We start from the raw sequence: 24,278 nt of genomic DNA on the forward strand, positions 1-24,278 counted from the left end.
ACTCACAATGAACATCCTCTCCTACGGACACAAGATCCGCACTAATCGGGTGTCCACTAAACGAGGGTAACCTCAGAGATTCTTTGAATGTCGTTTAGCACTGTAGAATGGGTGCGGTATTTCTGTGCGAGTTCCAACCAAGAAAGGGTAGGACTGAATGTCGGAGCGCAACCAGCACGGCCGTAATGGCCGCGGACAAGACCGTCGGGGTCGAAATCCACGCAACTCGGGGGACCGCGATTCTCGCGGTGGGGGAAAGAAGAAGTCTTTCTCTCCACAGCGCTCTGGGTATCGGGAAGAGCGAATCAACCGTCGTATGACCGATCCGGACATCCCTGAAGAGGTTGATATCAATGACTTGGACCCATTGGTGCTCCAAGACTTGAAGTCTCTCTCTAAAGAGAACTCGGAGACCGTCGCCAAGCACATGATCATGGCGGCGACCTGGATGGACGATGATCCTAAACTGGCGCTGCGGCATGCCCGTGCGGCTAAGGATCGTGCAGGACGTGTGGCTATCGCACGGGAAGTTAACGGTATCGCTGCATACCGCGCCGGCGAGTGGAAAGAGGCACTGGCTGAGCTGCGTGCTGCGCGTCGTATTTCTGGCGGTCCTGGAATGCTCGCGGTCATGGCTGATTGTGAACGTGGGTTGGGTCGGTCGGAAAAGGCATTAGAGCTGGGGCGCAGCGAGGAGGCGAAGGAACTAGACAAAGAATCCGCTATTGAATTAGCGATTGTGCTGGCGGGTGCTCGCCTTGACCTCGATCAACCTGAATCAGCGGTGGTTACCATTCAGCGGGCACAACCAGATCGCAGCGATCGTGGAGTAAGCGCTTGTAGGTTGTCGTATGCCTATGCAAATGCGCTGCTCGCCGCGGGCCGCAAGGACGAAGCCCGCGAGTGGTTCGAGCACACCATCGCCATTGAGGAGGGCGATTGGACCGATGCCGCTGACCGATTGGCGGAATGTAAGTAATGAGTGTTTTAAGCAAACATGACGCCTTATTGTTGGACTTGGATGGAACCGTCTGGGAAGGCGGCCGTCCGCTCAGCAACGTCGTAGACGTTATTAATACCTGCGGCGTTCCCGCAGTATATGTCACAAATAATGCGTCGCGCAGCCCTGAAGCCGTTGCGACGATGCTGACGGATATCGGCTTGACGGCTGATTCAGGTGACATCGTCACCTCCGCCCAAGCGGTATTGCAATTGGCTGCCGAGGAAATTCCGTCGGGTGCGAAGGTATTAATTATTGGCGCGGATTCTTTCCGTGATTTGGCTAAAGACATGGGTTTTTCCGTGGTCTCGAGTGCCGATGAGAAACCGGCTGCCGTCCTACAAGGGTTTGATAAGTCCGTTGGGTGGGAACAGCTAACGGAAGGTGCGCTGGCTATCCGGGCAGGAGCGAAGTTTTTCGCCTCAAACCTGGACACTTCCCTTCCAATTGAGAGGGGGCTAGGCGTTGGCAATGGCTCCCTAGTCGCTGCCATCCAGAAAGCGACGGGAGTAGAGCCCGTTTCTGCGGGTAAGCCTGAGCCCGCAATGTTTTTCCTTGCGGCCAAAAAGGTGGGGTCAAAAAAGCCTTTGGCAGTGGGCGACCGTATAGATACCGATATCGTTGGGGGTAACGCCGCAGCGATGAATACCTTTCATGTCTTGACCGGAGTATCGGGCGAGCTGGAGCTTATCGAAGCCCCGGTGGAGGCACGGCCTAACTTCATTGGTGCGGGCATGCACGAGCTTTCATTGCCTATTTCGCAGGTGCGACCGGGACCGCAGGGGGACTTTACCGCGCGATGCGATGGGTATGACGTTCTTTTGCAGGGTGGAAATGAATCCTCTACCTCGGTGCAAGCGCTGCGGACGGTCTTAGAAGTGGCGTGGTCGATGCCGGCACCACCTCGGTATATTCAGCCGCGTAGTGAGTTTGCGGAAAAGGTTGTGTCGAAATGGCGGTAAAGCCGCACGATTTTCGGGCTGTGAAAGAGCCTGAGGAAGTAGATTCGGAGATATCGACAATTCTCGGCGAAGATGCGCCATCACTTGCAGAAGAAGTCGATCAACTGGACAGGGCGCATTCCGTATTGCGGAATGCATTGCAGGAGAACTAATGCCACCACAACGCCGCAGGCTGGATGCAGAACTTGTGCGCCGAAAAATTGCGCGATCTCGTGAGCAAGCCCGCGAGATGATCAAGTCTGGCCGTGTGACGGTCGGCGGGTTTAAGGCAGAAAAGCCTGCAACTGTCGTGGATCCTGAAGTCTCCATCAAGGTCGAAGAGTCTGAGGAAGACAAGTGGGCGTCTCGCGGCGCGCATAAGCTTTTGGGCGCACTAGCCACATTCGACGTCGACATGGCTGGCCGCATCTTAGATGCAGGGGCATCGACAGGAGGATTTACAGATGTGTGCTTGGCGTCTGGTGCGCGTGAGGTGCTATCCGTTGACGTCGGGTATGGGCAATTAATGTGGCGCCTGCAAAATGACGACCGCGTGACGGTTTTGGATAGGACCAATATCCGCACTATTAATCCGGAGATGATCAATGGCCTGTGCGATGGCATGGTCGGGGATTTATCTTTCATTTCCCTAAAACTGGTGCTGCCAGCAATTGTGGAGTGCATGAAGGACGGAGCGTGGCTGCTGCCGATGGTCAAGCCGCAGTTTGAGGTGGGCAAAGAGCGCATCGGCAGCGGCGGGGTGGTTCGTTCTCCGGAGATGCGCAAAGAGGTCACGCAGGACGTTGCTGAATTTGCCGTGTCTTTAGGCCTTAGTCTGCACGGTGTTGTGGCTTCACCGTTGCCGGGTCCGAGTGGAAATGTGGAATATTTCCTGTGGCTGAAAAAGGACGGTATGTCCACGGACGTGGCTACAATGAAACAGATGATTGATACTGCTGTTGAAGAAGGTCCGCAGTAATGCGAGAGATATTGTTGGTTCCACATGCCAATCGCGCAGAGAACCTGCAGGCTACCTCCCGTGCAGCCGAGTTATTGCAGGAGGCAGGGATAACGGTTCGCGTTTGTGCGGACGAAACCGTCCTGCCAGGGCTACAGCACGTGCCGCATTCTGATGCTGCGGCGGAAGGATGTGAATTGGTTCTTGTTCTCGGCGGTGACGGCACCTTCCTGCGCGCGGCTGATATGGCACGCGCGGTTGATATTCCGGTCCTCGGAGTGAATCTAGGGCACGTAGGCTTCCTCGCGGAATGGGAAGTGGAGTCATTAGACCGTGCCGTGGCTCGCGTAATAGAGAAGAGCTACCGGGTGGAGGACAGGCTGACGGTGGATGTCTCTATTTCGGATGCTAACGGTCACCATCTGGCTAGCAGTTGGGCTTTGAATGAGGCCTCGGTAGAAAACCAGAACAGGTCGGGCGTGTTGGATGCGATTTTGGAGATCGACCGGCGCCCGGTCTCGTCGTTCGGTTGTGACGGCGTGCTGATTTCGACTCCTACGGGATCTACGGCGTATGCATTTTCTGCCGGCGGCCCAGTGCTGTGGCCATCGCTAGATGCAATCTTGGTCGTGCCGAATAATGCCCATGCACTCTTTACTAAACCTTTAGTAGTTTCTCCCAACTCTTTGGTGGCGGTGGAATCAACCATGCAAACCACACCGGCCGTGGTTATTTTGGATGGGTGCAGGGAACTTATTATGCCGCCGGGCGCCCGCGTTGAGGTGGTGCGCGGTAAGCGCCCCGTACGCTGGGTGCGGTTGGATGATCAGCCCTTTACGGATCGATTGGTCTCTAAGCTGCGGCTGCCTGTGGAAGGCTGGCGTGGACCGAAGGAGAAATAGTGCTTGTCGATATTTCTATCAATGATTTAGGAGTCATTCGCCATAGCTCTGCGGAATTATCGGAGGGCCTGACCGTATTGACCGGTGAGACCGGCGCTGGCAAAACCATGGTGGTTACGGGGCTTCGATTGTTGGCCGGCGGGCGTGCCGATGCCTCTCGGGTGCGCGATGGCGCTAAAAAAGCGGCCGTGGAGGGCCATTTTAGTTCCGCGAAGGAGAGCATCAGCCAGCTGGTGGACTCGGTGGGCGGTGAGCCAGATGAAAATGGTGAATTTATTGTCTCGCGCACGGTTTCGGCTGCGGGGCGATCGCGGGCGTATTTGGGAGGGCGAGCCGTACCGGCCGCCACGTTGGGAGATTTCGCGCGGGAGATAATTACCGTGCATGGTCAGAATGACCAATTGCGCCTCTTGGCCCCAGAGGAGCAACTCGCGGCCGTGGACCGTGCAGACCCGCAACTGGCTGGCGTTCGGGAAGACTATGCTGAGGCCTTTAAAAAGTGGCGCAGCCTGGCCAAGGACTATCGTCGGCGCACCGAGTCTCGTAGGGAGCTTGCCCAGGAAGCTGACCGCCTGCAATATGCGCTAGAGGAAATCAACGGTGTGGCACCCGAGCCAGGGGAAGACGCGGAGCTAGTGCAGTTGGTGCAGCGCTTGCAAGACGTCGACGGGCTGCGCGAATCCGCACACACTGCCTTGGCGGCGATCGATGGAACGGAAGAGCTTGATGAGGCTGCTTCTTCGCTGCTAGGGCGCGCGGGATCAGCGTTGGTGGGATCCTCGGATAAAGAGCTGGCGGATTTGGGCGAGCGCATATCTGAAATCACCTCGCAGCTAGGCGATATTTCGGCCGAGCTCGGTGGATACCTCGCGGGGCTGCCGGCAGATCCGAATCTGCTGGAGAAGTCACTGCAACGCCAACAGGATCTCCGAGCCTTGACCCGCAAATACGCCAGCGATATCGACGGCGTTTTGGCATGGCGCGATGAGGCGGAGTCCAAATTGCAGTCGATGGATACCTCGACGGAAGTCCTCGAGGAGCTGAAGGCGCAGGTCAAAGAGGCCGAGCAGGAGATGATGCAGAAGGCGGCGGAGCTTACGAAGGGCCGCCGAAAAGCAGCGGAGACGCTGGGCAAACTGGTGACTGAAGAGCTGCATGGATTGGCCATGCCCAATTCCACATTGTCGGTTGAACTGTCCGCGGCTAAGTATTCCAAGACGGGCGCCGATGCCGCGGAGTTGCAGCTCAATGGGAAGCCGTTGGCCACCGCGGCCTCCGGTGGCGAGTTGTCTCGCGTCATGCTTGCCCTTGAGGTCGTGCTCGCCAGCGAGGACGGTGCGACATTGGTCTTCGATGAGGTCGATGCCGGCGTGGGCGGGCGTGCGGCGGTAGAAATTGGGCGTCGGCTAGCGCGGCTAGCTGCGCATAATCAGGTTATCGTCGTGACGCACCTGCCGCAGGTAGCTGCGTATGCGGATGCGCATTTGCATGTCTCGAAGGACAAATTTACCTCGGGGGTAGCCGAGCTAACGGAGCAGGAGCGCGTGGAGGAATTGGCGCGCATGCTGGCTGGTTTGGATGACACGGAGACGGGGCGCGCGCATGCCCAAGAGCTTTTTGATCGCGCACAAAAAGAAGCTTCCGCGCGCCTTACCCAGCTGGCGGACTAAGCAAGGAACAATGGAGCCCATGGCTCTGTTTTCCCGTACCCCCGATCATCCTGGTGAGCATGCTGCATTGCGCGATTGCACCCCGGGAGCGAAAGGTCTTAAGAAGTTTTCTGCAGGTGACATCGCCGTTATTGAAGCGGCGAATATTTCTCGCCCCGAGGCACAAACGCTTGTGGAATTACAGCCCTCCGCGGTGGTCAACGTCGCCAGGTTTTCTACTGGCTCCATTCCTAATTGCGGCCCGCACATGCTTCTCGATGCCGATATTGACCTCCTCGAAGGCCTCGGCGAGGAATTTATCTCCGAGTTTAAGGATGGCAAGAAGGCACATATTGGGGACGATGGAAAGGTCTACGTCGCGGATAAAGTAATCGGGACGGGGCAGAAGGTTTCCAGGGAGCGCGCAGACAAGAACTTCAAGGCGGCACAAAGCGCACTCATTGACCACATGGAGTCCTATTTCGCGAGCTCCATCGACTTCATTAACTCTGAGGGCCCCTTGCTTATCGATGGCCTCGGGGTCCCCGCATCCGGTGCCGAGATTGCTGGCCGGAAGGTCATCGTTTTATCTCCTACCGAAGACCACCGCTCCCAGCTAAAAGAATTGCGGAATTTCATTCGGGAGTATGAGCCGCTGCTCATTGCGGTTGATGAAGCCGCGGATTCTTTGCTGGAGCAGGGATATAAGCCTGACTTTATCATTGGCGATCCTGCCAAGGTAAGCGATGAGTCGCTGCGTTGCGGTGCGCGCATTGTGGTGCCCGCGGATCCAGAAGGCAGCGTGGAGAGCATTGACCGCATCCAAGAATTGGGCATCGGAGCCATGACGTTTCCGGCGGCTTCGGAATCGGCCACGGATTTAGCGCTGCTCTTTGCGGATTACCACGGTGCGGGCCTTATCGTGCAGGCAGGTGGTGGTTTTGACCTCGATGATGTTTTTGCCAACCGCGTGGCTCCGTCTGCTGTACTGTCTCGGCTGAAGGCCGGAACCAAGGTGGTCGATGCTGAGGCAGTAATCAACCTGTATTCCGCTCCGTCCTCGCACCTTGGTTGGCTATGGGCCCTTTTGAGCATTTTGGTGGCGATTGCAGCGATCATCTTGATCGTGGGCTTCGGCGGGAGCCAGGATTTCTTGAGTAATTTAAGCCAGACGTGGTCGAGCCTATTCTAAGCGGGGGTAAAAATATGGCGAAAGCGCAACTAATTACGGGCCTCGGACTTGGGGCGGCGGTTGGAGTGGCCCTTGGTGCCTTGGTGATCGCGCCCAACCTGACCACCAGCGTGGCCGACGATGACCCGATCCGTGCAGAACACCGCAAGGTGGTGCAAGAAAATAAGATCTTGCAGAATCAAAACGAGGCGAGTGATGACATCGTCAGTGATGTAGCCCCAGATTTGGTCTCCGGTACATTATCGCAGCGGCCAGTGCTGGTTATTTCCACCGATGATGCAAGTAGCAATGAACTTTCTGAAATCACGAAACTCTTAGAAGCCTCCGGGGCCACCACTGCAGGAGAAATCAAGCTAAGTAAAGACTTCCTGCGGGGGGAAAGCAAAGACGATATCGTAAAAATCCTTAAAGATAAGGCCCCGAAAAAGGCAGATCTTAAGGGACTCGATAAAACCGTGGGAAGCTACGGCGGCGAGGTTTTGGGGGCGGCCTTATCCATGGATCCAGAAAGCACGGAGCCAATCGCAAGCGTAAAGGAACGATCTGAGCTGCTGCGTGCCCTGCGTGATGAGGATTTTATTGATTATAAGGACGGGACCATCCTTCCCGCCCAGTCCATCATCATTGTTTCCGGCAGTGGGGTGCGCGGATACTATTCGGACACCTTGGCTGAGTTAGCCACCGCTTTGGATGAGGTCAATGGCAGCGTGGTGCTTAGCGCACGGAGCAAGCAGACCCAAGATGATAAGACAATAGAGCAGTTGCGCACCAAGGACGTGAATCTTTCTACCGTAGATGGTATTGAGCGTGCGGTAGAGCGCATTGCCGTGATTTCCGCTGCCGAAGAACAGCTTAATGGGGGCAGGGGAGACTACGGTTCAGCAGAAAGCGCGGATTCCGCCCTACCTGAAGAGGAGAAATAACAGTGGCCCACGATTTTCAGGTCTTGGATTCAGAGTTAATTTTCGATGCCCCTATCGTGGCCGTACGCCGCGATACCTTGTCCATGCCGGGAGGGAACACCGCGGATAGGGAGATCATCGAGCACTTGGGCGCCGTCGCGGTAGTGGCCTTGGATGAGGATCGGCGCATCGCGATGGTGCATCAGTACCGGCATAGCGTCGGCAAGCGGCTGTGGGAACTGCCGGCAGGATTGCTTGATGTAAAGGGCGAGGATGAGCTTTCCGGCGCGCAGCGCGAGTTGCAGGAGGAAGCGGGCCTTGCCGCGAAGGATTGGGAAGTTCTCACGGATATGGTGACCTCACCGGGGTTTTGTGAGGAAGCCGTGCGGATTTTCCTTGCTCGCGACCTTAGCGAGGTACCGGCGCTGCACGATACCGGCGATGAAGAAGCCGATATGGATTTTGCCTGGGTTGATTTAGATAAGGCAGTTGACAAGGTGCTGGGCGGTGAGATAGTTAATTCCGTTGCGTGCGCGGGTATTTTATCCGCATATGCCACGGTCATTGGTGGAAAGCCGACGCGTTCGGTGGATGCGCCGTTCGATTTGCGCCCAACCCATATGGCTGCTCGACGCAGCGGACCGGATCTGAAAAAGCAGTGACTGCTGCAGAGGACATCGCTCAGACCTGGTTGAATCACCTCGCCGTCGAACGCGGCGTTTCAGCAAATACCCTGAGCAATTACCGGCGGGATATTCGCAGGTATGTGGATTGGCTGGCAGTAAATGGGGTCCAGGATCTACGGCAGGTAACTCGACCTATGGTGGAGGCCTATTTAAAGGATCTGCGTGAAAATATGGCGGTATCTTCTGCCAACCGTGCCCTCATTGTTGCGCGCGGGTTGCATAAATTCGCCGTTGCGGAAGGCGAGGTCGATAGCGATGTTGCCGTCGAGGTAAGCCCACCTTCCACGGGGCAACACTTGCCGGAAACCTTGAGCGTGGATGAGGTGTCACGGCTCATCGAATCGACGCCTACGGAAACGCCGGTTGACCTTCGCGATAGAGCGCTTCTAGAAGTGCTTTATGGCACTGGCGCGCGCATTTCTGAGGTCATTTCGCTGAACGTCGATGACGTAGCTACTGCCGATGACGTCCTAGTCCTGCATGGCAAGGGCGATAAGGAGCGGCTTGTACCCCTGGGCTCGCATGCCAGGCAGGCTATCGACGCCTACCTAGTGCGCGCTCGGCCCGTGCTGGGAAAGGGCAAGACCGCCGCGCTGTTTTTGAATACCCGCGGCGGGGCGCTCTCGCGGCAAAGCGCGTGGTCCGTTATTAAAACCGCGGCGCAGCGCAGCCAGTTGGATAAATCCATTTCCCCGCACACGCTGCGCCATTCCTTCGCTACACATTTGCTCGAAGGCGGTGCCGATGTGCGCACCGTGCAGGAGCTTTTAGGGCATTCCTCAGTAACTACGACGCAGATCTATACGCACGTCACTGCTGATTCCTTGCGGGAGGTGTGGCGGACAGCGCATCCTCGGGCGTAGCTTCCACTCGTCCGGCAGGTACTTAAGTCAAAGTTAGAGGCTTGATATTTGCAAAGTCTCGGTAGTCATAAAGGGGAGCGGGTACGCTATAGTTACAACGTTGTAAGCAACCCTATGCCAAATGTCATGGTCCATGACTTGGCGTCAAGGAAGAAGGTTTGACTGTGAGCGAAGAGGGTCTCTTTTCAGCCTCTGATGTAGAGACGGGGCTAACTGGCCGCCCTGTCCGCGAGCTGCCGGAACCCGCCCCCTTGGAAAAACATGGGCCCGCCACCATCATCTCGATGTGTAACCAAAAGGGCGGCGTGGGCAAGACCACGTCCACCATCAATATGGGGGCCTGCCTCGCAGAGTATGGACGCAAGGTCCTACTGGTTGATTTGGACCCGCAAGGCGCCCTTTCGGCTGGGCTGGGATTAAACCATGACGACATCGAGGACTCGATTTATGACGTAATGCTGGATAGCCATACCTCTATCCACTCCGCCATTCACCACACCAGCGTGTCCGGCATGGATCTGGTTCCGGCGAATATTGACCTTTCCGCAGCAGAGATTCAGATGGTCAATGAAGTAGGCCGCGAGCATACCTTGGCGCGCGCCCTGCGTCCGGTGCGCCGGGATTATGACTTCATCATCATTGACTGCCAGCCTTCCTTGGGTCTGCTTACGGTCAACGCCCTAGCTTGTTCCCAGGGCGTCATCATCCCCATGGAATGCGAGTTCTTCTCGCTACGCGGGCTTGCCTTGCTCACGGACACGGTGGAAAAGGTCTCTGACCGCATCAACTTCGATCTGGAAGTCATGGGCATTCTGGTCACCATGTTTGATCGGCGCACCAAGCATGCCCGAGAGGTAATGTCCCGCGTGGTGGAATACTTTGGGGATCAAGTATTCGATACCGTCATTACCCGTACCGTGCGCTTCCCAGAAACCTCCGTGGCCGGCGAGCCCATCACCTCGTGGGCGCCCAATTCGCAGGCCGCGCAGCAATACCGCGACCTGGCGAAGGAAGTCATAGAGCGCTCGACCGTCTAAGTGACCGTGACGCAGCCAGAGATTACTGGGTTCCGCATTGCCTTGCGGAATTTCGAGGGGCCATTCGATCTGCTTTTGCAGCTCATCCAGGCCAAGAAGATGGATATCACGGATGTGGCCTTGTCTGAGGTGACCGATGAATTTGTTGGCTACACCCGCCAATTGGGCGAAAACGCGGATCTGGATGAGACGACGGACTTCTTGGTCGTGGCGGCAACTCTATTGGACCTGAAGGCCGCGCGCCTATTGCCGCGGGGAGAGGTTGATGATCTAGAGGACCTGGAGCTCCTGGAATCGCGCGACCTGCTCTTTGCTCGCCTGTTGCAGTACAAGGCCTATAAGCAGGCGGCGGATCAATTTGCCCGGTGGCAGCGGGAGGCGCAGCGCAGTTATCCGCGAGCGGTGAGCATTGAGGAGCAATTTGCTGAGCTTTTGCCTCCCGTCACCTTGGGGCACACTCCGGCGAGCTTTGCGGAAATGGCGGCGGGTGTCTTTCGCCCCAAGCCGCCGGAAGAAGTTGCCACGGGCCATATTCATGGCGTCGCCGTCTCCGTGCCCGAACAGGCTGGAAAGATCCTCAAAACGCTCAAGCTTATGGGCGCTGGGCAGTGGACAAGCTTTTCCTCGCTTACCCGGGATTGCACCACAACCATGCATATCGTCGGTAGGTTCCTAGCGCTCTTGGAACTGTTTAAGGCCAAGGCGGTTGATGCCCAGCAGGAGGAGGCGTTGGGCCAGCTGGACCTTTCCTGGACCGGCTTGGACGTAGATCCAGCCGTCGTTGCCGCAGCAAATTGGGACTAGTGCTAGCACCGCCGTCGGTGGTTGTAATCTAAGGGGCATGGATCTTCCGCTCATTTCGCAATTGCGGTCTCGGCTCGAGTCGGTCTTGCTGGTGCTTGATTCGCCGGCATCCGTAGAGTCCTTGGCGCGGGCGCTTAACGTGGAACCGGCGGTCATTAGTGACTGCCTGCGGACCATTCAACGCGAATTCGACAACCGCGGCTCTGGAATTGAGCTGCGCGAGACCCCTGAGGGTTGGCGGTTTTATACCCGCCAGGAAAACGCCAGCGCGGTGGAGGAGTTTTTATTGGATGGGGCGCAAACGAAGCTCTCGCGCGCGGCCTTGGAAACGCTAGCCGTCGTGGCCTATCGCCAACCGGTCACACGCCAGCAGGTCTCTGCGGTCCGCGGTGTCAACGTGGACGGCGTAATGCGCACCCTTAACCTGCGAGGGCTCATCCGCGAGCTCCCGCAGGACGAGTTTGAAGGAGCGTCGCACCGGTATGAAACCACCGAGCTTTTCCTCGAACTGCTAGGTATAGACTCGCTGGAACGCCTTCCTGATTTGGCACCGCTTCTCCCAGATGTCGATGCAATCGACGAAGAGTACTGAGGTGGGGTAGACTCACGCAGGTAATTTCATATCTTCGAGAGAAAAGGACACTTAAGTGACTCCTCCCGCTCGCCGTGACGGCACACCGGATAAGAAGCAGCGAGACAGCGATATCGTTGTCTCTAATGCCAAACCGGCTCGTAATCAACACGTTTCCAAGAAAAAGCAGAAGGCCACCGCTGCATCGGTAGCGCGCGATTTGGGCGCTGACTGGCTGGTCGATGACGATAAGCCCAAGGGCGAGCGCCTGCAAAAGGTCTTGGCCAAGGCGGGCGTCGCATCGCGCCGCCACGCGGAAATCCTCATTGATGCCGGCCGCGTTGAAGTAAACGGCAATGTCATCCTCAAGCAGGGCGTGAAGGTCAACCCAGCCGTGGACGTCATCCGCGTTGATGGCGTTCGCGTCAACGTCAACGAGGACCAAGAATATTTCATCCTCAATAAACCCCGCGGAATGCAGTCCACGATGTCAGATGATCTCGGCCGCCCCTGCGTGGGTGACGTGGTTTCTGAAAAGGTTGCCTCGGGCCAGCGCCTATTCCACGTTGGCCGCTTGGATGCGGATACGGAAGGCCTGCTCATCCTCACCAACGATGGGGAATTGGCCAACCGCCTGATGCACCCCAAGTATGAGGTGAAGAAAACCTACCTGGCCACGGTATTGGGCGAGGCCGATAATAAGTTGGTGCGCCAGCTCAAAGAGGGCATCGAGCTAGAAGATGGCCTAGCCAAGGCCGATTTTGTGCAGGTAGTGGACAAGAACCAGGGGTTCTCTTTGGTCCGAGTCGAGCTGCACGAAGGCCGCAAGCACATCGTGCGCCGCCTGCTGAAGGAAGCCGGCTACCCCGTACAGCGCCTGGTGCGCACCAAGCTGCACACGGTCCAATTGGGCGATATGAAGCCCGGCGGGCTGCGCGCGCTAAATTCCAACGAGTTGACGAGCTTGTACAAGGCGGTGGGGATGTAATGATTTCGAATATGCCTGATGAAGGCCTGATCCTCGCGGTCGATGGCCCTTCCGGAACGGGGAAGTCCACGACCTGCCGGGCCCTAGCCAAGCAGTTGGACGCAAAATACATCGATACCGGCGCCATGTACCGGGTGGCAACCCTGGCGGTATTGCGCCAAGGCGTGGATCCCGCGGACAAGGAAGCGGTGATTTCCGCGACGGCGAATCTGCCCTTGGAGGTTTCCGATGATCCGGATTCCACGCAGGTGCTTTTCGATGGCGCCGATGTCTCCCGCGTCATCAGGGAAGACGAGGTCACCCAGAACGTCTCCGCAGTATCTGCCATCCCAGAGGTGCGCGAGAACTTGGTGGCATTGCAGCGCACGCTGGCGCAACGCGCCCACCGCGCCATCGTAGAGGGCCGCGATATCGGCACCGTGGTGCTTGCCGATGCCCCCGCCAAGGCATTCATGACGGCCTCGGCGGAAGTTCGCGCGCAGCGCCGACACGGTCAAAACGAAAAGGCCGGCATCGCCTCCGATTTTGAATCGGTACTGGCAGATGTGCAGCGCCGCGACGCCGCGGATTCTTCCCGCGCCACCTCGCCGCTTCGCCCAGCCGACGATGCCACTATTGTCGATACCTCTGACATGAGCCCGGAGGACGTCGTGCAGGCTCTTATCAACGTGGTTAAGGAGTCCCGCTCATGAGCAATAAAGATTTTGAGTCCCCAGAGGAAGAAGTCACGCAGTTCCATTACCCTGCGGGTAAGTTCGACGAGGAAACGGTAGAGACCTCGCCGGGGTGGGCTACGGACGATTTCGATGCTGAAGAATTTGATTACGACTTTGATGAGTCAGAGTTCGGCGAGGCCGATTACGGGGATGAGGAAGACCTAGAGCAGCCTCTCAGTGAGGACGAGTGGGAGCAGCTCTCACAATCGCTGGGCTTTGCCGATGCCACTGAAGAAGCCCTGTGCACCGTCGCTATTGTGGGCCGGCCGAATGTGGGCAAGTCATCGTTGGTTAATCGCTTCCTCGGCCGCCGCGAGGCCGTTGTAGAAGATCACCCTGGCGTGACCCGTGACCGCGTCTCCTATGTGGCGGACTGGAATGGACAGCGCTTTATCGTGCAGGATACCGGCGGCTGGGATCCCAACGTTAAAGGCATGCACGCCGATATCGCCCGCCAGGCAGAAATGGCGATGGATACCGCCGATGTCATCGTGATGGTGGTAGACACCAAGGTGGGCATTACCGAAACCGATGAGGTCATGGCGCGCCGACTGCAAAAGTCCCCGGTTCCGGTGATCGTGGTATCGAATAAATTCGATTCCGATAACCAGTATGCGGATATGGCGCAGTTTTACGCCTTGGGCCTCGGGGATCCGTGGCCGGTTTCTGCGCAGCACGGGCGCGGTGGCGCGGACGTGCTGGATGAGATCCTGCGCAGCTTCCCCGAAGAACCGCGCGAGACCTCGATTACGTCGGGACCTCGCCGCGTCGCGCTCGTCGGCAGGCCGAATGTGGGCAAGTCCTCGCTGCTCAATAAACTCACCAGCGAGGAGCGCTCGGTGGTAGATAATGTCGCCGGCACCACCGTGGATCCCGTGGACTCGCTGGTGCAGCTGGATGAGCAGTTGTGGAAGTTTATTGATACCGCGGGCCTGCGCAAGAAGGTCAAGAATGCGCAGGGCCACGAATACTATGCTTCCTTGCGCACCCGCGGCGTGATCGATGCTGCCGAGGTATGCATCATGCTTATCGATGCCTCCGAGGAGATCTCCGAGCAGGACCAGCGCGTGCTCAATATGGTGCTGGAATCCGGCAAGGCCTTGGTCATCGCGTTCAATAAGTGGGATCTGATGGATGAGGACCGCCGCTATTACCTCGATCGTGAGATTGACGAGCAGCTGCGACACTTGCCGTGGGTCACCCGCGTCAATATTTCTGCTGAGACCGGTCGCGCCCTGCAAAAGCTGGAGCCTGCCATGATTGAGGCCCTAGAAAGCTGGGATCAACGCGTGTCTACCGGTCAGCTCAACAACTGGATGCGGGAGGCCATCGCTGCCAACCCGCCGCCGATGAAGAATAATCGTTTGCCGCGCGTGCTCTTTGCTACGCAGGCATCGACCCAGCCGCCGACGATTGTTTTATTTACCACTGGGTTCCTCGACGCATCCTACCGGCGCTACCTTGAGCGCAAATTCCGCGAGCGTTTTGGTTTCCACGGCACTCCCATCCGCATCGCCGTGCGCGTGCGCGAACGCCGAGGCAAAAAGCGGAAATAAGAGTTCACTGCGAATACGAGCGAAGCACTCACACATGTGGGGCTTCGCTCGTTTTTATCTACCTCATTACGCTCGGTGTCATTGGCAGCTAAGCTTGAAAGACATTAGATCATTGGCTTAGGCCCAGAAAGCAAGAAGGTAAATACGGTGTCACAGAAAATCGAGATCTTGCGCGGGCAACATATCACTCTCAAGGCGTTAAGCGTAGACCATACCTCTGGACTAGCTGAGGCCGTACAGGACGGGGAATTATGGAAGCGGTGGTACACCAAGGTTCCATCACCGAGTGAGATGGAAAAAGCCGTGGAAGAACGCATTTCTTGGTATGACTCCCACGGGTCGCAGCTTTTTACGGTGTTCGATTCTGCTGGCAATACGGTAGGAATGACTGGTTATCAGGCCTTAGAACCAGATAACAGGCGCGCACAAATCGGATACACTTGGTACAGGCAATCCGCGCAGAATACTGCGGTTAATGCAGATTGCAAACTGACCCTCATGGGCCACGCATTTGAGCAGCTTGATTGCTTATCCGTGTTCTTCACTACCAACTCCTTTAACCGTGAAAGCCGCCGCGCGTTGGAATCCCTAGGGGCACATCTTGATGGAATCCTTCGCGGCCACCAGATACTAGATAACGGGATAGTCAGAGATACCTGCGTGTATAGCGTGCTGCGGCATGAGTGGCCCGCAGTGAAAAATCACTTGCACTATAAGATTGACCTGAAGTCTGAGAAGGACAAGGCCTGAGGAATCGACAACTAATAGTGCGCAACAGCTTTCGGGGTTGGCACGTGAGGTGTAGTTGAGCTTGTCTCGCCAGCAAAGCCGGAGCTCATTGAAGAGGCATCAGGACGCCTCAAAACTACATAATTTCGCCGGTTAACCCGGTATTTTACCACTTAGGAGAGCAAAAGTGTCACCAACAATGGTGTGACACTTCGCTCTCCTTTTTACTTCGGTGAGAGCACTATGGCGCCGATAGGATAAAACTTGTCAACCATTTACTTTCTGTTTGAAAGGCATGACATGTTAGCGAATGTGATTGCCCCGGATTCAGTCCTGGCTATCGTGCTTCAAGTCATAATCATTTTAAGTGCTTTGCTTTTGGGCACCCGCTATGGCGGGATCGGCCTCGGATTAATTTCTGGCATCGGCTTGATGCTGATGGTCTTCGTGTTTGGATTGGCACCGGGCGAGCCCCCTGTGTCGGTCATGCTGACGATCATTGCCGTTATCGGCTGTGCAGCCACACTGCAACAAGCACAAGGTTTGGAAGTGATGATGCAGCATGCGGAGAAGTTCTTGCGTGCTCATCCAGAGCGCATCACAATTTTGGCACCACTGACTACTTGGTTCCTCACCGTACTGTGCGGCACTGGCCACGTGGTCTACACCATGTTTCCGATCATTGAAGACATCGCGCTCAAAAAGGGAATCCGTCCTGAGCGTCCGATGGCAGTGGCCTCGACCTCGGCGCAGATGGGTATTACCGCTTCACCGGTGTCTGTGGCTACCGTTTCTCTTGCGTCGATCCTTGCGGAAAATGCTGGAGCTATCGACAAGGCTTATTCGATTCCGCAGATTCTTACGGTGGCGCTACCCGCGTCCTTGTGCGGTGTTCTTCTCGCCGCGTTATGGTCGCTGCGTCGCGGCAAGGACCTGGACAAGGATCCGGCTTTCCAAGAACGGATGAAAGACCCAGAGTTTGCCGCCAGCATCAATGAGAGCGCCGATTCGCTCATCGGTAAGGAATTTTCCCGCGAGGCTAAGCGTTCAGTAGTCGTTTTCCTTGTCGCTATTGCCTGCGTGGTCCTCCTCGGCGCTTTCGAGTTCCTGCGCCCGCTGGTTCCTGGTGATGATGGCGAGCTGAGCCCGGTATCGATGAATCTAGTGATCCAGATGGTCATGCTCGTCGCCGGCGCCATCATCCTTCTTAGCTGCAAAGTGGATACCAAAAAGATTGCGTCTACTCCAGTATTCAAGGCCGGCATGACCGCTGTATTTTCGGTCTTCGGTGTTGCGTGGATGGCAGATACGTTCTTCCAATCTCATATCGATGCCCTGGAAACGAACTTGGGTTCTGTCGTCGAGGCGGCCCCATGGACGTACGCCGTCGTGTTGGTGGTTGTGTCCAAGTTGGTCAATTCGCAGGCTGCTGCACTGGTAGCAATTGCCCCTATTGGCTTGCAATTGGGCATTGACCCGGCTGTCATTGTTGGTTTCTACGGCGCAGCTTATGGTTACTTCATCTTGCCAACCTATCCTTCTGACTTGGCCTGCATTGGCTTCGATCGCACGGGTACGACGCGAATTGGCAAATACGTCATCAACCACTCGTTCCTCATCCCCGGAGCGATCTCCGTATTTACCTCCTGTGTGGTCGGCTCCCTCTTGGCCCAGGTTCTCCTGTAATCAGTCCCTCGAGATAGACTCCTCCCGTACCAGCACGAATGCATCCGTGCGGTACGGGATGTGCAGTTTTTGCCCGGCCGAAAAGCTCATGTGCTCGTAGAGGTACCAGTTCAGGTTGTGGGTCATGCGCTCGTGGATGGCCTCGCTATTTCTGAGCCAGTAGGAACGGGTGTGCATGAGTTGGTGGAGCTGTTCTGGGGTGAGCTCGTGAGTCCAGCTCAGCCGGAGTTCGCGCTCTAAGGTCCAGGGTGACTTGTACTCCGGATAAAAGCCGGGCTTATGCACGTCGCCGGAGTGCATGATGCGGCTTAACCGAAGGATCCAGGGATCCGCGTGTACATCGAGGGTATTCCACACTAAAAGGACGCGCCCGCCCGGCGCGAGGATGCGGTCCAGCTCGGCGGAGGCGGCGGCAACGTCGACCCAGTGCCAGGTTTGGGCGAGGCAGGCGGCGTTGAGGGAGGCATCGGCAAGCGCGGTGTGCTCGGCCGTGGCGCGGATGATGGGAATGTCCAAGCGGTGTTGGAGCACGCGGGCCATATCTGCCGATGGCTCGACCGCAAGCACGTTGGGGTTGGTGAGGGACTCAGTGAGCTTGCCGGTGCCGGCGCCGATATCGGCAACGCGGTGGGCGCCGGCGATGAGTGCAGCAACCTCGGCCGGGTAATGGGGGCGGACGTCCTGATAGGTGTGCGCCCCGTGGTGAAAGGCGCGCGCTGCCTGGGTGCGCTGGGGATCGGTGCCAAAGGTAGGTTTCTGCTTCGCAGAGGGATTGCGGTAGCTGGGGAAGTGTTGGGGGTTGGGGTGGCGAGTCGACATAGGCTATCTAACCTACCGGGAATTAGAATGGCTTGTTATGGCAACACTTCCAGAACCATCAGATCCGCGGTGGTTGCTGAAAACCGTCTTCTCTAGGCCTGGGATGACAATCCCCGCCGCTGTGTGCATGGCTATCTCCTTCGTGCTCAACGGCACCACACCGGTCATCGTGGGCTATGCCATCGATGAAGCGGTGGTGGAAGGATCGATCGAGCGACTGTGGTGGTGGCTTGCACTCCTGGTCCTGGCCTTCGCGGTTAATGCCGTCACCGGGTGGTATGGCCGTGGGCTCAATGCGCGCAGCATGCTCGTTATCGGCCACGACGTGCGCATGGCCATTACGGATCGGATTATGGATCCCAAGGGGATGGGCGGTCCGAAACGCACGCCAGGCGAGTTATTGGCTATTGCCTCTACCGATGCAACCCGCGTACAAAATGCCGTGATGATGACGGTTTTTCCGGTGGCAGAGATTACGTCCATCATTTATGTTGCGGTGATGACCAGCCGGGTGAATCTCCCGCTAGGAGTGGCGATTCTATGCGGCGGTCCCATCGTGGTGTGGGGATCGCTGCGCTCGGCTGGTCCGTTGCGCAAGCGTTCTGGCATCCGGCAAGCAGCATTGGGCCGCGCCAGTGCGACGGCGACGGATATTGTCCATGGTCTGCGCATTATTAAGGGGATCGGTGCGATAGGTACCGTGCGTAAGCGTTATGCGGGTGATTCCGATGCCGCCTACGAGCGAACCGTTGAAGCCAATGCGGCGCAGGCAGGGCTGAATGCTTCTACCGAGGCGTTGGGCTCGATCTATGTCATCGCCGTCGCCGTTGCCGCCGGCTACCTGGCGCTGGACGGGCAGATGAGCATTGGTGAGCTTATTATGATCATTGGCCTTACCCAATTCATCATTACCCCGATGACCATGCTGGGCAGAAATATCGCTTCCCGGTGGGCCGCGGCGCAGGCGAGTGCGCAGCGAATAGTAGGCCTGCTGGGAGCTCCAGGGCTGCCCGGAGACTCTGCACCACAGGTGCCAGCGCTGCGGCCAGGGGTGACCGCCATTGATGGGCATGCTCCGGAGGAACTGCGGGAGCTGCCCCGGGAGAAATTCATCGTCGTGCCGCACGAGGTAATGCTGTTTGACGGGACCGTGCAAGACAATATTCATCTGGATGCGGATACGGCCGCACGGGCCCTAGAGGTGGCTGCGGGCGCGGATATTCCCGGTGGGCTTGACCGCGCCGTGGGTGAGCGCGGAAACAACCTGTCCGGCGGACAGCAGCAACGAGTCGCCCTTGCCCGCGCTATTGCCGCGGATCCAGAGGTGCTGATTCTTTCTGATCCCACCACGGCGGTCGATTCCGTGACCGAGCAAGAGGTAGCCCACCGCGTTGCGGACTACCGGAAAGATAAACCGACCATCGTCTATACGTCGGCTCCCGCCTGGCATGCAGTGGGGGTGGAGTCCTAATGCGTTTTCCCACCGCCACTTGGCCACAGGTGAGAAAGGTCGTGGCGCAGCAGCTCTCGGCCATCCCGCACGCGCGCCGGCGCGCCGTTATTGCCGTGGTGTTCTTGATCGCCGGGGCAGCGGCCAATGTCAGCATTGCGATCCTGCTCGGCAAGATCGTCGATGCCGTGACGACAGGCACCAGCATTGCCCTCCTCGGAGTCCTGCTCATCGGGGTCGCCGCCGTATCTGCCGCATTGTCGGCGGCGGGATTCTATGTCCTTTCTCAGCTGACCGAGCGCGTTATTGCGTCCCTGCGCGAGGATATGGTCTCTACGGCACTCGGCCTTCCCACACACCGCGTCGAGGATGCCGGAACCGGGGACTTGGTATCGCGTTCTACCGATGACGTGGCGGAGCTTTCCGCTGCGGTCACGGAGACGGTCCCCGTGTTGGCGAAATCCATTTTTGCCATTGCCTCGACGGGAGTGGCACTGCTTACGGTGGACTGGCAATACCTCTTGGTGATTGTTGCCGTGACCCCGCTGTATTTCTTAGCCGGCCGGTATTACTTGCGGCGTGCCCCAAGCAGGTATGCCGCTGAGCGCGCCGCTATGGCGGACCGCGCCCGCCGGCTTTTGGAGGCAATCCACGGCAGGGACACGGTGCGCGCGTTCCGCATGGAACATACGATGCACGATCGGATCGGCGCGGCTTCAACGCGCGTGGTGGAAGAGGGATATAACGCGCGCCGGACGATGATGGTGCTCCAAGCTCACCTCACCGGCATTGAACTGGTCTTATTGGCCAGCGGTTTGGCAGTAAGCTTCTGGGTGGTGCAGACCAATGCGCTTACTGTTGGGGCGGTCACCGCGGCGATGTTGCTGCTTATACGACTGCGCGGGCCACTGATGGGGCTGATGCGCGTGCTAGATACGGTGCAATCTGGGTATGCCTCGTTGGCGCGCATCGTTGGCGTGGTTATCGATCCACCCGCGCCGGTACCGGATAGCGGTGCACCGAGGGGCGATGGCAGCGTGGACATGCGGGATATTTCCTTCCGCTATGGCGATAACTCTTGGGCCGTTGAGGGACTCAACCTAAAGATTAAGCCGGGCGAAACGGTTGCCCTCGTCGGGGCGTCTGGGGCGGGGAAGTCCACAGTGGCAGCGTTGCTCGCGGGCTTGCGCGTCCCGGATAAGGGCACAGTGCTTGTCGATGGCGTCGAGGTTGCGCTGCTTTCCGATGCCGAGCGTATCCAGCGCCTCGCCCTTGTCTCCCAGGAGGTGCACGTCTTTTCTGGGAGCCTGCGCGAGGATCTTGCGCTGGCGGCGCCACAGGCTACCGATGCTGAAATGGTGCAGGCGCTGCGCCAAGTGCAGGCTGACTGGTTCTTCGATCTGGAGGCGGGCCTCGATACCATCGTGGGCGCGCAAGGCATGCCGCTAGACCCCGTGGCAGCGCAGCAATTGGCGCTTGCCCGAATCGTGCTGCTGGATCCGCGCATCATCATCTTGGACGAAGCCACGGCAGAAGCAGGCTCGGTGGGCGCTGAATCCTTAGAGGACGCCGCAGAGACTGTGATGGAGGGGCGGACCGCCTTGGTGGTCGCTCACCGACTGGATCAGGCCTCGCGTGCCGATGCCATCGTGGTCATGGATAATGGCCGGGTAGTAGAACAGGGTAGCCATGCAGAGCTGCTAAATTATGGGGGCCGTTATAAACAGTTATGGGCCGCTTGGCAGAAGGGACGAAAATCATGAGGCGGAGGCCGGTGCGCGCGACGTTGAGCACCGCAGTCTTGTGCTGCGTGGCGGCTTTGGTCGTGTCATGCGCAAATAATGAGGAAGAATCGGGCTCGGCGGCACGCAGCGAAAGCACGCGATCGCACGGTTCGGCTGCCTCGCAGCTCGGGATTCCTACCTCTGCGCCGCTCAGTGGCCCAGAACCCGGTTCCTATACGACGATTAACCTGCCGTCCGGTCGTTCATTTATTCTCAGCGTGCCGGAAAATTATACGGCCCAAAAAGAGTGGCCTGTCGTGATGGCTTTTCACGGGTGGGGGCAGTCCGCGGAAAACTTGCGCGACTATTCCCGCCTCGATGCGGCACAAGCTATTACCGTATTTCCTGCAGGAAAGGAAAAAGCGTGGAGCCCCGCGCCATATGCGGAAACCAGCGGGAGCGAGGACAAGAAATTCGTGCTCGATATCGTCGATTCCCTCCGCGCGACCTATAACGTGGATGATTCGCGGCTTTTTGCCACCGGCATGTCCAACGGCGGCGGTTTTGCTGCCTACCTGGCTTGTCAGATGCCCGGCACCTTCCACTCGGTCGCCACCATTTCCGCAGCATATTACGAAGATATCCTGAAAGACTGTGCCCATGAACCCGTAGGGCGCCTCGATATGCACGGCACCGATGACCCCGTCGTGGGCTATTACGGCGGAACCCGGCACAAGACCAAGTATTTCTCCGTTGAATCTGTCTTAGAGCAGGACCGCAAGCGCAATAAATGCTCGGAGAAGGTAGACACCAACCGCTTGGTCAATAATGCCCTCGACATGCATTGGCGGGGCTGCACCGCACCGCTGGAGCATATCCGCATCGGTGGCGGCTCCCACGTGTGGCCGGGTGGTCTTGGAGACAAAAATAATGAAGTAGGAAAGTTCTTCGCCACTGACCGCGTCCTGGACTTCTTCGGCATTCCCGGCAGGCCCGACGGCACTCGCGAAACCTAGATCGCGCGGTAGGCCCGGAAAGAGGACCCAGGCACGGATCGCACGCGCTCGACGCAAATATCCGCGACGCTGAGAAAGCCTGCCCGGCGCGCCGCACTGTCCGGGGCAGTGGGCTCTGGAATTTGCACTAGGTGAAAGCTGCGCTCACCCTTATCTTCTCGGTTGAGTTCGATGACCGCCTGCGCCGTGGTGCCTGATCCCCCGAAAAAATCGAGCACCCGGGCATCGGCGCCGCCGCCAATGGCGATGAGATGCTTGATAAGGCGCACTGGCTTGGGGAAATCAAAGATTCCCTCCACGCCCATGACGTCCTCTGCGTCGCGGCGTCCGGTGCGCGTTACGCCAAACCTTTGCCCATCGAGGATGGAACGCGGCCGCGCCCCTGCTTTTTGATAGTTCTTGGTGTAGACAAAACCGCGCCGAAAGACCAGCTCATCGTAGCGCTTTGCCACCATATCCTTGCCCCAGCGCCAACGCGCTACCTGGCTGTGGCCAGCCGGTTGGTCAGGCCAGTGTTGCGTGCCATCGGGAGAGGAAATGGGAAAATCAAGCGATGGCAGATACCCCAGAGTCTTAGAATCTAAGCGCACCAAGGAGTATTTGCCACGTTCATCCTCGTGGTTATATTTGGTGCTCGTATAGCCCTCAGCATCTACATTGAATCCGGGGTTATCCGGGTTCTTGGCATAGCAGAGGATGTATTCGTGTTCTACCACCGCATACTTGGAATCGTTTTTCCCGGTGCCAGCCTTTTTCCAAATGAGTTGCCCGGCATAGCAGCCCTCGCCAAAAACCTCGTCTAAAACCTTGCGGGTATTAGCAGCCTCGTCCTCTCCGATGGAGACGAATATAAAGCCGTTCTCCGCCAGAATTCGGCGCGCCAGGATGAGCCGCGGCAACATCATGGACAGCCACTCGGCGTGCCATTGGGCATAGCTGCCGGAATTTACCTCTCGCCGCGCGCGGTAATTATCGCGATAGACAAAGTCCCGGCCGGTGTTATACGGCGGGTCGATGTAGATGACATCGAAGGTCTCGCCCGTGGAAACCCAGTGCTGTAGAACCGGCAAGTTATCGGCCACGTGGATGCTATTGGGTGAGGTGGTAGAGCTGCTTAACGCAGTATCGAGCTCAAACTCGGCGGCTAGGGGAGTCTCCGCCGCAGCGCGCGCGGCTTGCTTGCCAGGCCATACCAACCCAAAGAATTCCGGGGCGTTGCAGTCTGCACCAGGGCTGGTGTGCGTCATTTGTTGCCTTTTCCGTGCGAGCTGGTCATTGGTCTCATTAACGGGGCCCGAACCCCGGAAAGTGGACACGGGGATTTAATCAAGATGCGATAGTAAGTGTAGCTGATCCGGCGGCTTCGAAGGCGTTCGGCGAGCGATAGCCGCACCACGAGTGCAAGCGCTTGGTGTTGTAGTGCGTGCACCACCGGAACACGTCCCGACGACATACGATCTGACTTGGGAAAACGGACTCGTCCTGGAGGACTTCCCGTTTCAGCGTGGCGTTGAACGACTCCGCCAACGAGTTGTCCGCGCTCGTCCCGATTGCTCCCATCGACTGGGTGACACCGAATCGTTCACACAGCTTCCGGTATTGCCCAGAGGTATAGACGCTGCCATGATCGGAGTGGAAAATCGCCCCGTCAAGGTTGCCTCGGACCCCGTGGGCCATCGTGAGAGCTTCTTCGACCAACTCCGTGCGCATGTGGTCGGCGATCGCGAAACCGGTCAACTGCCGCGAATAGCAGTCGATGACGGTGGCCAGGTACATATTCGACCCGTCCGCGATCGGCAGGTACGTGATATCGCCGACGTAGATGGTGTTCGGTTTCTCCGCGGTGAACCGGCGTTTCAGCAGGTCGGGCAACTTCGGAGCCCGTTTCGCAGACACGGTGGTCTTCACCCGGCGTTTTTTGGTGTAGCCGAACAGGCCCATCTGGCGCATCAACCTGGCGGTGCGCTTGTGATTGAAAAGGTCGTCGTTGGCTGGATCGGAATTGATGGCCGCCGTCACGCGTTTCGCCCCGTAACAACCGTTCTCGGCCGTGAACACGGCCTTGATCCTCGCTCCCAGCACCGCGTCG

The 24,278-nt window shown here is 57.8% G+C and carries 24 protein-coding genes; 21 read left to right on the forward strand and 3 right to left on the reverse strand.

The annotated features are described in order from the left end of the window. Positions 1-157: 157 nt before the first annotated feature. The 18 genes from QP908_RS10995 to QP908_RS11080 all read left to right on the forward strand — a co-directional run bounded on the left by QP908_RS10995 (position 158) and on the right by QP908_RS11080 (position 17,180). Complete coding sequence (locus QP908_RS10995) at positions 158-979, forward strand: tetratricopeptide repeat protein (protein ID WP_284772273.1); 822 nt, start codon at positions 158-160, stop codon at positions 977-979. Next, entirely contained in the window at positions 979-1,962 is a 984-nt protein-coding gene (locus tag QP908_RS11000) for an HAD-IIA family hydrolase (protein WP_284772274.1), read from the forward strand. Before QP908_RS10995 ends, QP908_RS11000 begins: the two co-directional genes overlap by 1 nt. Beyond that, a complete protein-coding gene (locus QP908_RS11005) occupies positions 1,953-2,114 on the forward strand; it encodes a hypothetical protein (RefSeq protein WP_284772275.1) in 162 nt (53 codons plus the stop codon). Before QP908_RS11000 ends, QP908_RS11005 begins: the two co-directional genes overlap by 10 nt. Continuing rightward, complete coding sequence (locus tag QP908_RS11010) at positions 2,114-2,920, forward strand: TlyA family RNA methyltransferase (protein WP_284772276.1); 807 nt, start codon at positions 2,114-2,116, stop codon at positions 2,918-2,920. The genes QP908_RS11005 and QP908_RS11010 overlap by 1 nt, the downstream gene beginning before the upstream one ends. Next, the gene (locus QP908_RS11015; RefSeq protein ID WP_284772277.1) at positions 2,920-3,801 is read left to right on the forward strand and encodes an NAD kinase; all 882 of its coding nucleotides are present in this window, start codon (positions 2,920-2,922) and stop codon (positions 3,799-3,801) included. The genes QP908_RS11010 and QP908_RS11015 overlap by 1 nt, the downstream gene beginning before the upstream one ends. Next, a complete protein-coding gene (gene recN / locus QP908_RS11020) occupies positions 3,801-5,471 on the forward strand; it encodes a DNA repair protein RecN (RefSeq protein ID WP_284772278.1) in 1,671 nt (556 codons plus the stop codon). Before QP908_RS11015 ends, recN begins: the two co-directional genes overlap by 1 nt. A gap of 10 nt (positions 5,472-5,481) precedes the next feature. Then, positions 5,482-6,642, forward strand: coding sequence for a putative cytokinetic ring protein SteA (steA, locus tag QP908_RS11025; RefSeq protein WP_284772279.1), 1,161 nt, complete (start codon positions 5,482-5,484; stop codon positions 6,640-6,642). Positions 6,643-6,656: 14 nt separating this feature from the next. Next, entirely contained in the window at positions 6,657-7,565 is a 909-nt protein-coding gene (locus tag QP908_RS11030; protein ID WP_284772280.1) for a copper transporter, read from the forward strand. Between the two features lie 2 nt (positions 7,566-7,567). Then, the gene (locus QP908_RS11035) at positions 7,568-8,206 is read left to right on the forward strand and encodes an NUDIX domain-containing protein (RefSeq protein ID WP_284772281.1); all 639 of its coding nucleotides are present in this window, start codon (positions 7,568-7,570) and stop codon (positions 8,204-8,206) included. Further along, positions 8,203-9,093, forward strand: a complete 891-nt coding sequence (gene xerD, locus QP908_RS11040; protein ID WP_284772282.1) for a site-specific tyrosine recombinase XerD — start codon at positions 8,203-8,205, stop codon at positions 9,091-9,093. Before QP908_RS11035 ends, xerD begins: the two co-directional genes overlap by 4 nt. 164 nt (positions 9,094-9,257) lie before the next feature. Then, positions 9,258-10,130 (forward strand): ParA family protein, encoded by an 873-nt coding sequence (locus QP908_RS11045; RefSeq protein ID WP_023022236.1) that lies wholly within the window; start codon positions 9,258-9,260, stop codon positions 10,128-10,130. Positions 10,131-10,136: 6 nt separating this feature from the next. Further along, positions 10,137-10,934, forward strand: coding sequence for a segregation and condensation protein A (locus tag QP908_RS11050; protein ID WP_284772292.1), 798 nt, complete (start codon positions 10,137-10,139; stop codon positions 10,932-10,934). A gap of 37 nt (positions 10,935-10,971) precedes the next feature. Further along, the gene (gene scpB / locus QP908_RS11055) at positions 10,972-11,526 is read left to right on the forward strand and encodes an SMC-Scp complex subunit ScpB (protein WP_284772283.1); all 555 of its coding nucleotides are present in this window, start codon (positions 10,972-10,974) and stop codon (positions 11,524-11,526) included. A 55-nt stretch (positions 11,527-11,581) separates the two neighbouring features. After that, positions 11,582-12,493 carry a pseudouridine synthase gene (locus QP908_RS11060; RefSeq protein ID WP_284772284.1) on the forward strand — a complete coding sequence of 304 codons (912 nt, stop codon included), beginning with the start codon at positions 11,582-11,584 and terminating at the stop codon, positions 12,491-12,493. Continuing rightward, positions 12,493-13,185, forward strand: a complete 693-nt coding sequence (cmk, locus tag QP908_RS11065) for a (d)CMP kinase (RefSeq protein WP_023022241.1) — start codon at positions 12,493-12,495, stop codon at positions 13,183-13,185. The genes QP908_RS11060 and cmk overlap by 1 nt, the downstream gene beginning before the upstream one ends. After that, the gene (gene der / locus QP908_RS11070; RefSeq protein ID WP_284772285.1) at positions 13,182-14,765 is read left to right on the forward strand and encodes a ribosome biogenesis GTPase Der; all 1,584 of its coding nucleotides are present in this window, start codon (positions 13,182-13,184) and stop codon (positions 14,763-14,765) included. The genes cmk and der overlap by 4 nt, the downstream gene beginning before the upstream one ends. 147 nt (positions 14,766-14,912) lie before the next feature. After that, positions 14,913-15,515 (forward strand): GNAT family N-acetyltransferase, encoded by a 603-nt coding sequence (locus tag QP908_RS11075; RefSeq protein WP_284772286.1) that lies wholly within the window; start codon positions 14,913-14,915, stop codon positions 15,513-15,515. Between the two features lie 279 nt (positions 15,516-15,794). Next, entirely contained in the window at positions 15,795-17,180 is a 1,386-nt protein-coding gene (locus tag QP908_RS11080) for an anaerobic C4-dicarboxylate transporter (RefSeq protein ID WP_284641759.1), read from the forward strand. Here the strand turns inward: QP908_RS11080 and QP908_RS11085 are convergent, their stop codons facing one another. After that, positions 17,181-17,999, reverse strand: coding sequence for a class I SAM-dependent methyltransferase (locus tag QP908_RS11085; RefSeq protein ID WP_284770704.1), 819 nt, complete (start codon positions 17,997-17,999; stop codon positions 17,181-17,183). A 37-nt stretch (positions 18,000-18,036) separates the two neighbouring features. On the opposite strand from QP908_RS11085, the gene QP908_RS11090 reads away from it, so the two are divergent. The 3 genes from QP908_RS11090 to QP908_RS11100 are packed head-to-tail and all read left to right on the forward strand — an operon-like array spanning position 18,037 to position 22,189. Next, positions 18,037-19,470, forward strand: a complete 1,434-nt coding sequence (locus QP908_RS11090) for an ABC transporter transmembrane domain-containing protein (protein WP_284772287.1) — start codon at positions 18,037-18,039, stop codon at positions 19,468-19,470. Further along, complete coding sequence (locus QP908_RS11095; RefSeq protein WP_284772288.1) at positions 19,470-21,212, forward strand: ABC transporter ATP-binding protein; 1,743 nt, start codon at positions 19,470-19,472, stop codon at positions 21,210-21,212. The genes QP908_RS11090 and QP908_RS11095 overlap by 1 nt, the downstream gene beginning before the upstream one ends. Further along, positions 21,209-22,189, forward strand: a complete 981-nt coding sequence (locus tag QP908_RS11100; RefSeq protein WP_284772289.1) for a CE1 family esterase — start codon at positions 21,209-21,211, stop codon at positions 22,187-22,189. The genes QP908_RS11095 and QP908_RS11100 overlap by 4 nt, the downstream gene beginning before the upstream one ends. Here QP908_RS11100 and QP908_RS11105 read toward each other — a convergent pair. After that, complete coding sequence (locus QP908_RS11105) at positions 22,186-23,436, reverse strand: site-specific DNA-methyltransferase (protein WP_284772290.1); 1,251 nt, start codon at positions 23,434-23,436, stop codon at positions 22,186-22,188. The two genes, QP908_RS11100 and QP908_RS11105, sit on opposite strands and share 4 nt — an antisense overlap. Before the next feature lie 79 nt (positions 23,437-23,515). Continuing rightward, the coding region (locus tag QP908_RS11110; protein WP_284772291.1) for an IS3 family transposase at positions 23,516-24,278 on the reverse strand (763 nt) is incomplete at its 5' end.

The sequence above is a fragment of the Corynebacterium sp. MSK204 genome, assembly GCF_030229885.1.
GTDB lineage: Bacteria > Actinomycetota > Actinomycetes > Mycobacteriales > Mycobacteriaceae > Corynebacterium.

Excerpts from the sequence above, each read along its gene's own strand:
- steA (WP_284772279.1), top strand. The coding sequence starts at position 5,482 with ATGGAGCCCATGGCTCTGTTTTCCCGTACCCCCGATCATCCTGGTGAG.
- QP908_RS11090 (WP_284772287.1), top strand. The coding sequence starts at position 18,037 with ATGGCAACACTTCCAGAACCATCAGATCCGCGGTGGTTGCTGAAAACC.
- QP908_RS11100 (WP_284772289.1), top strand. The coding sequence starts at position 21,209 with ATGAGGCGGAGGCCGGTGCGCGCGACGTTGAGCACCGCAGTCTTGTGC.
- QP908_RS11095 (WP_284772288.1), top strand. The coding sequence starts at position 19,470 with ATGCGTTTTCCCACCGCCACTTGGCCACAGGTGAGAAAGGTCGTGGCG.
- QP908_RS11005 (WP_284772275.1), top strand. The coding sequence starts at position 1,953 with ATGGCGGTAAAGCCGCACGATTTTCGGGCTGTGAAAGAGCCTGAGGAA.
- QP908_RS11105 (WP_284772290.1), bottom strand. The coding sequence starts at position 23,436 with ATGACGCACACCAGCCCTGGTGCAGACTGCAACGCCCCGGAATTCTTT.
- QP908_RS11010 (WP_284772276.1), top strand. The coding sequence starts at position 2,114 with ATGCCACCACAACGCCGCAGGCTGGATGCAGAACTTGTGCGCCGAAAA.
- cmk (WP_023022241.1), top strand. The coding sequence starts at position 12,493 with ATGATTTCGAATATGCCTGATGAAGGCCTGATCCTCGCGGTCGATGGC.
- QP908_RS10995 (WP_284772273.1), top strand. The coding sequence starts at position 158 with ATGTCGGAGCGCAACCAGCACGGCCGTAATGGCCGCGGACAAGACCGT.
- QP908_RS11015 (WP_284772277.1), top strand. The coding sequence starts at position 2,920 with ATGCGAGAGATATTGTTGGTTCCACATGCCAATCGCGCAGAGAACCTG.
- scpB (WP_284772283.1), top strand. The coding sequence starts at position 10,972 with ATGGATCTTCCGCTCATTTCGCAATTGCGGTCTCGGCTCGAGTCGGTC.
- QP908_RS11085 (WP_284770704.1), bottom strand. The coding sequence starts at position 17,999 with ATGTCGACTCGCCACCCCAACCCCCAACACTTCCCCAGCTACCGCAAT.
- QP908_RS11080 (WP_284641759.1), top strand. The coding sequence starts at position 15,795 with ATGTTAGCGAATGTGATTGCCCCGGATTCAGTCCTGGCTATCGTGCTT.
- QP908_RS11000 (WP_284772274.1), top strand. The coding sequence starts at position 979 with ATGAGTGTTTTAAGCAAACATGACGCCTTATTGTTGGACTTGGATGGA.
- QP908_RS11030 (WP_284772280.1), top strand. The coding sequence starts at position 6,657 with ATGGCGAAAGCGCAACTAATTACGGGCCTCGGACTTGGGGCGGCGGTT.
- der (WP_284772285.1), top strand. The coding sequence starts at position 13,182 with ATGAGCAATAAAGATTTTGAGTCCCCAGAGGAAGAAGTCACGCAGTTC.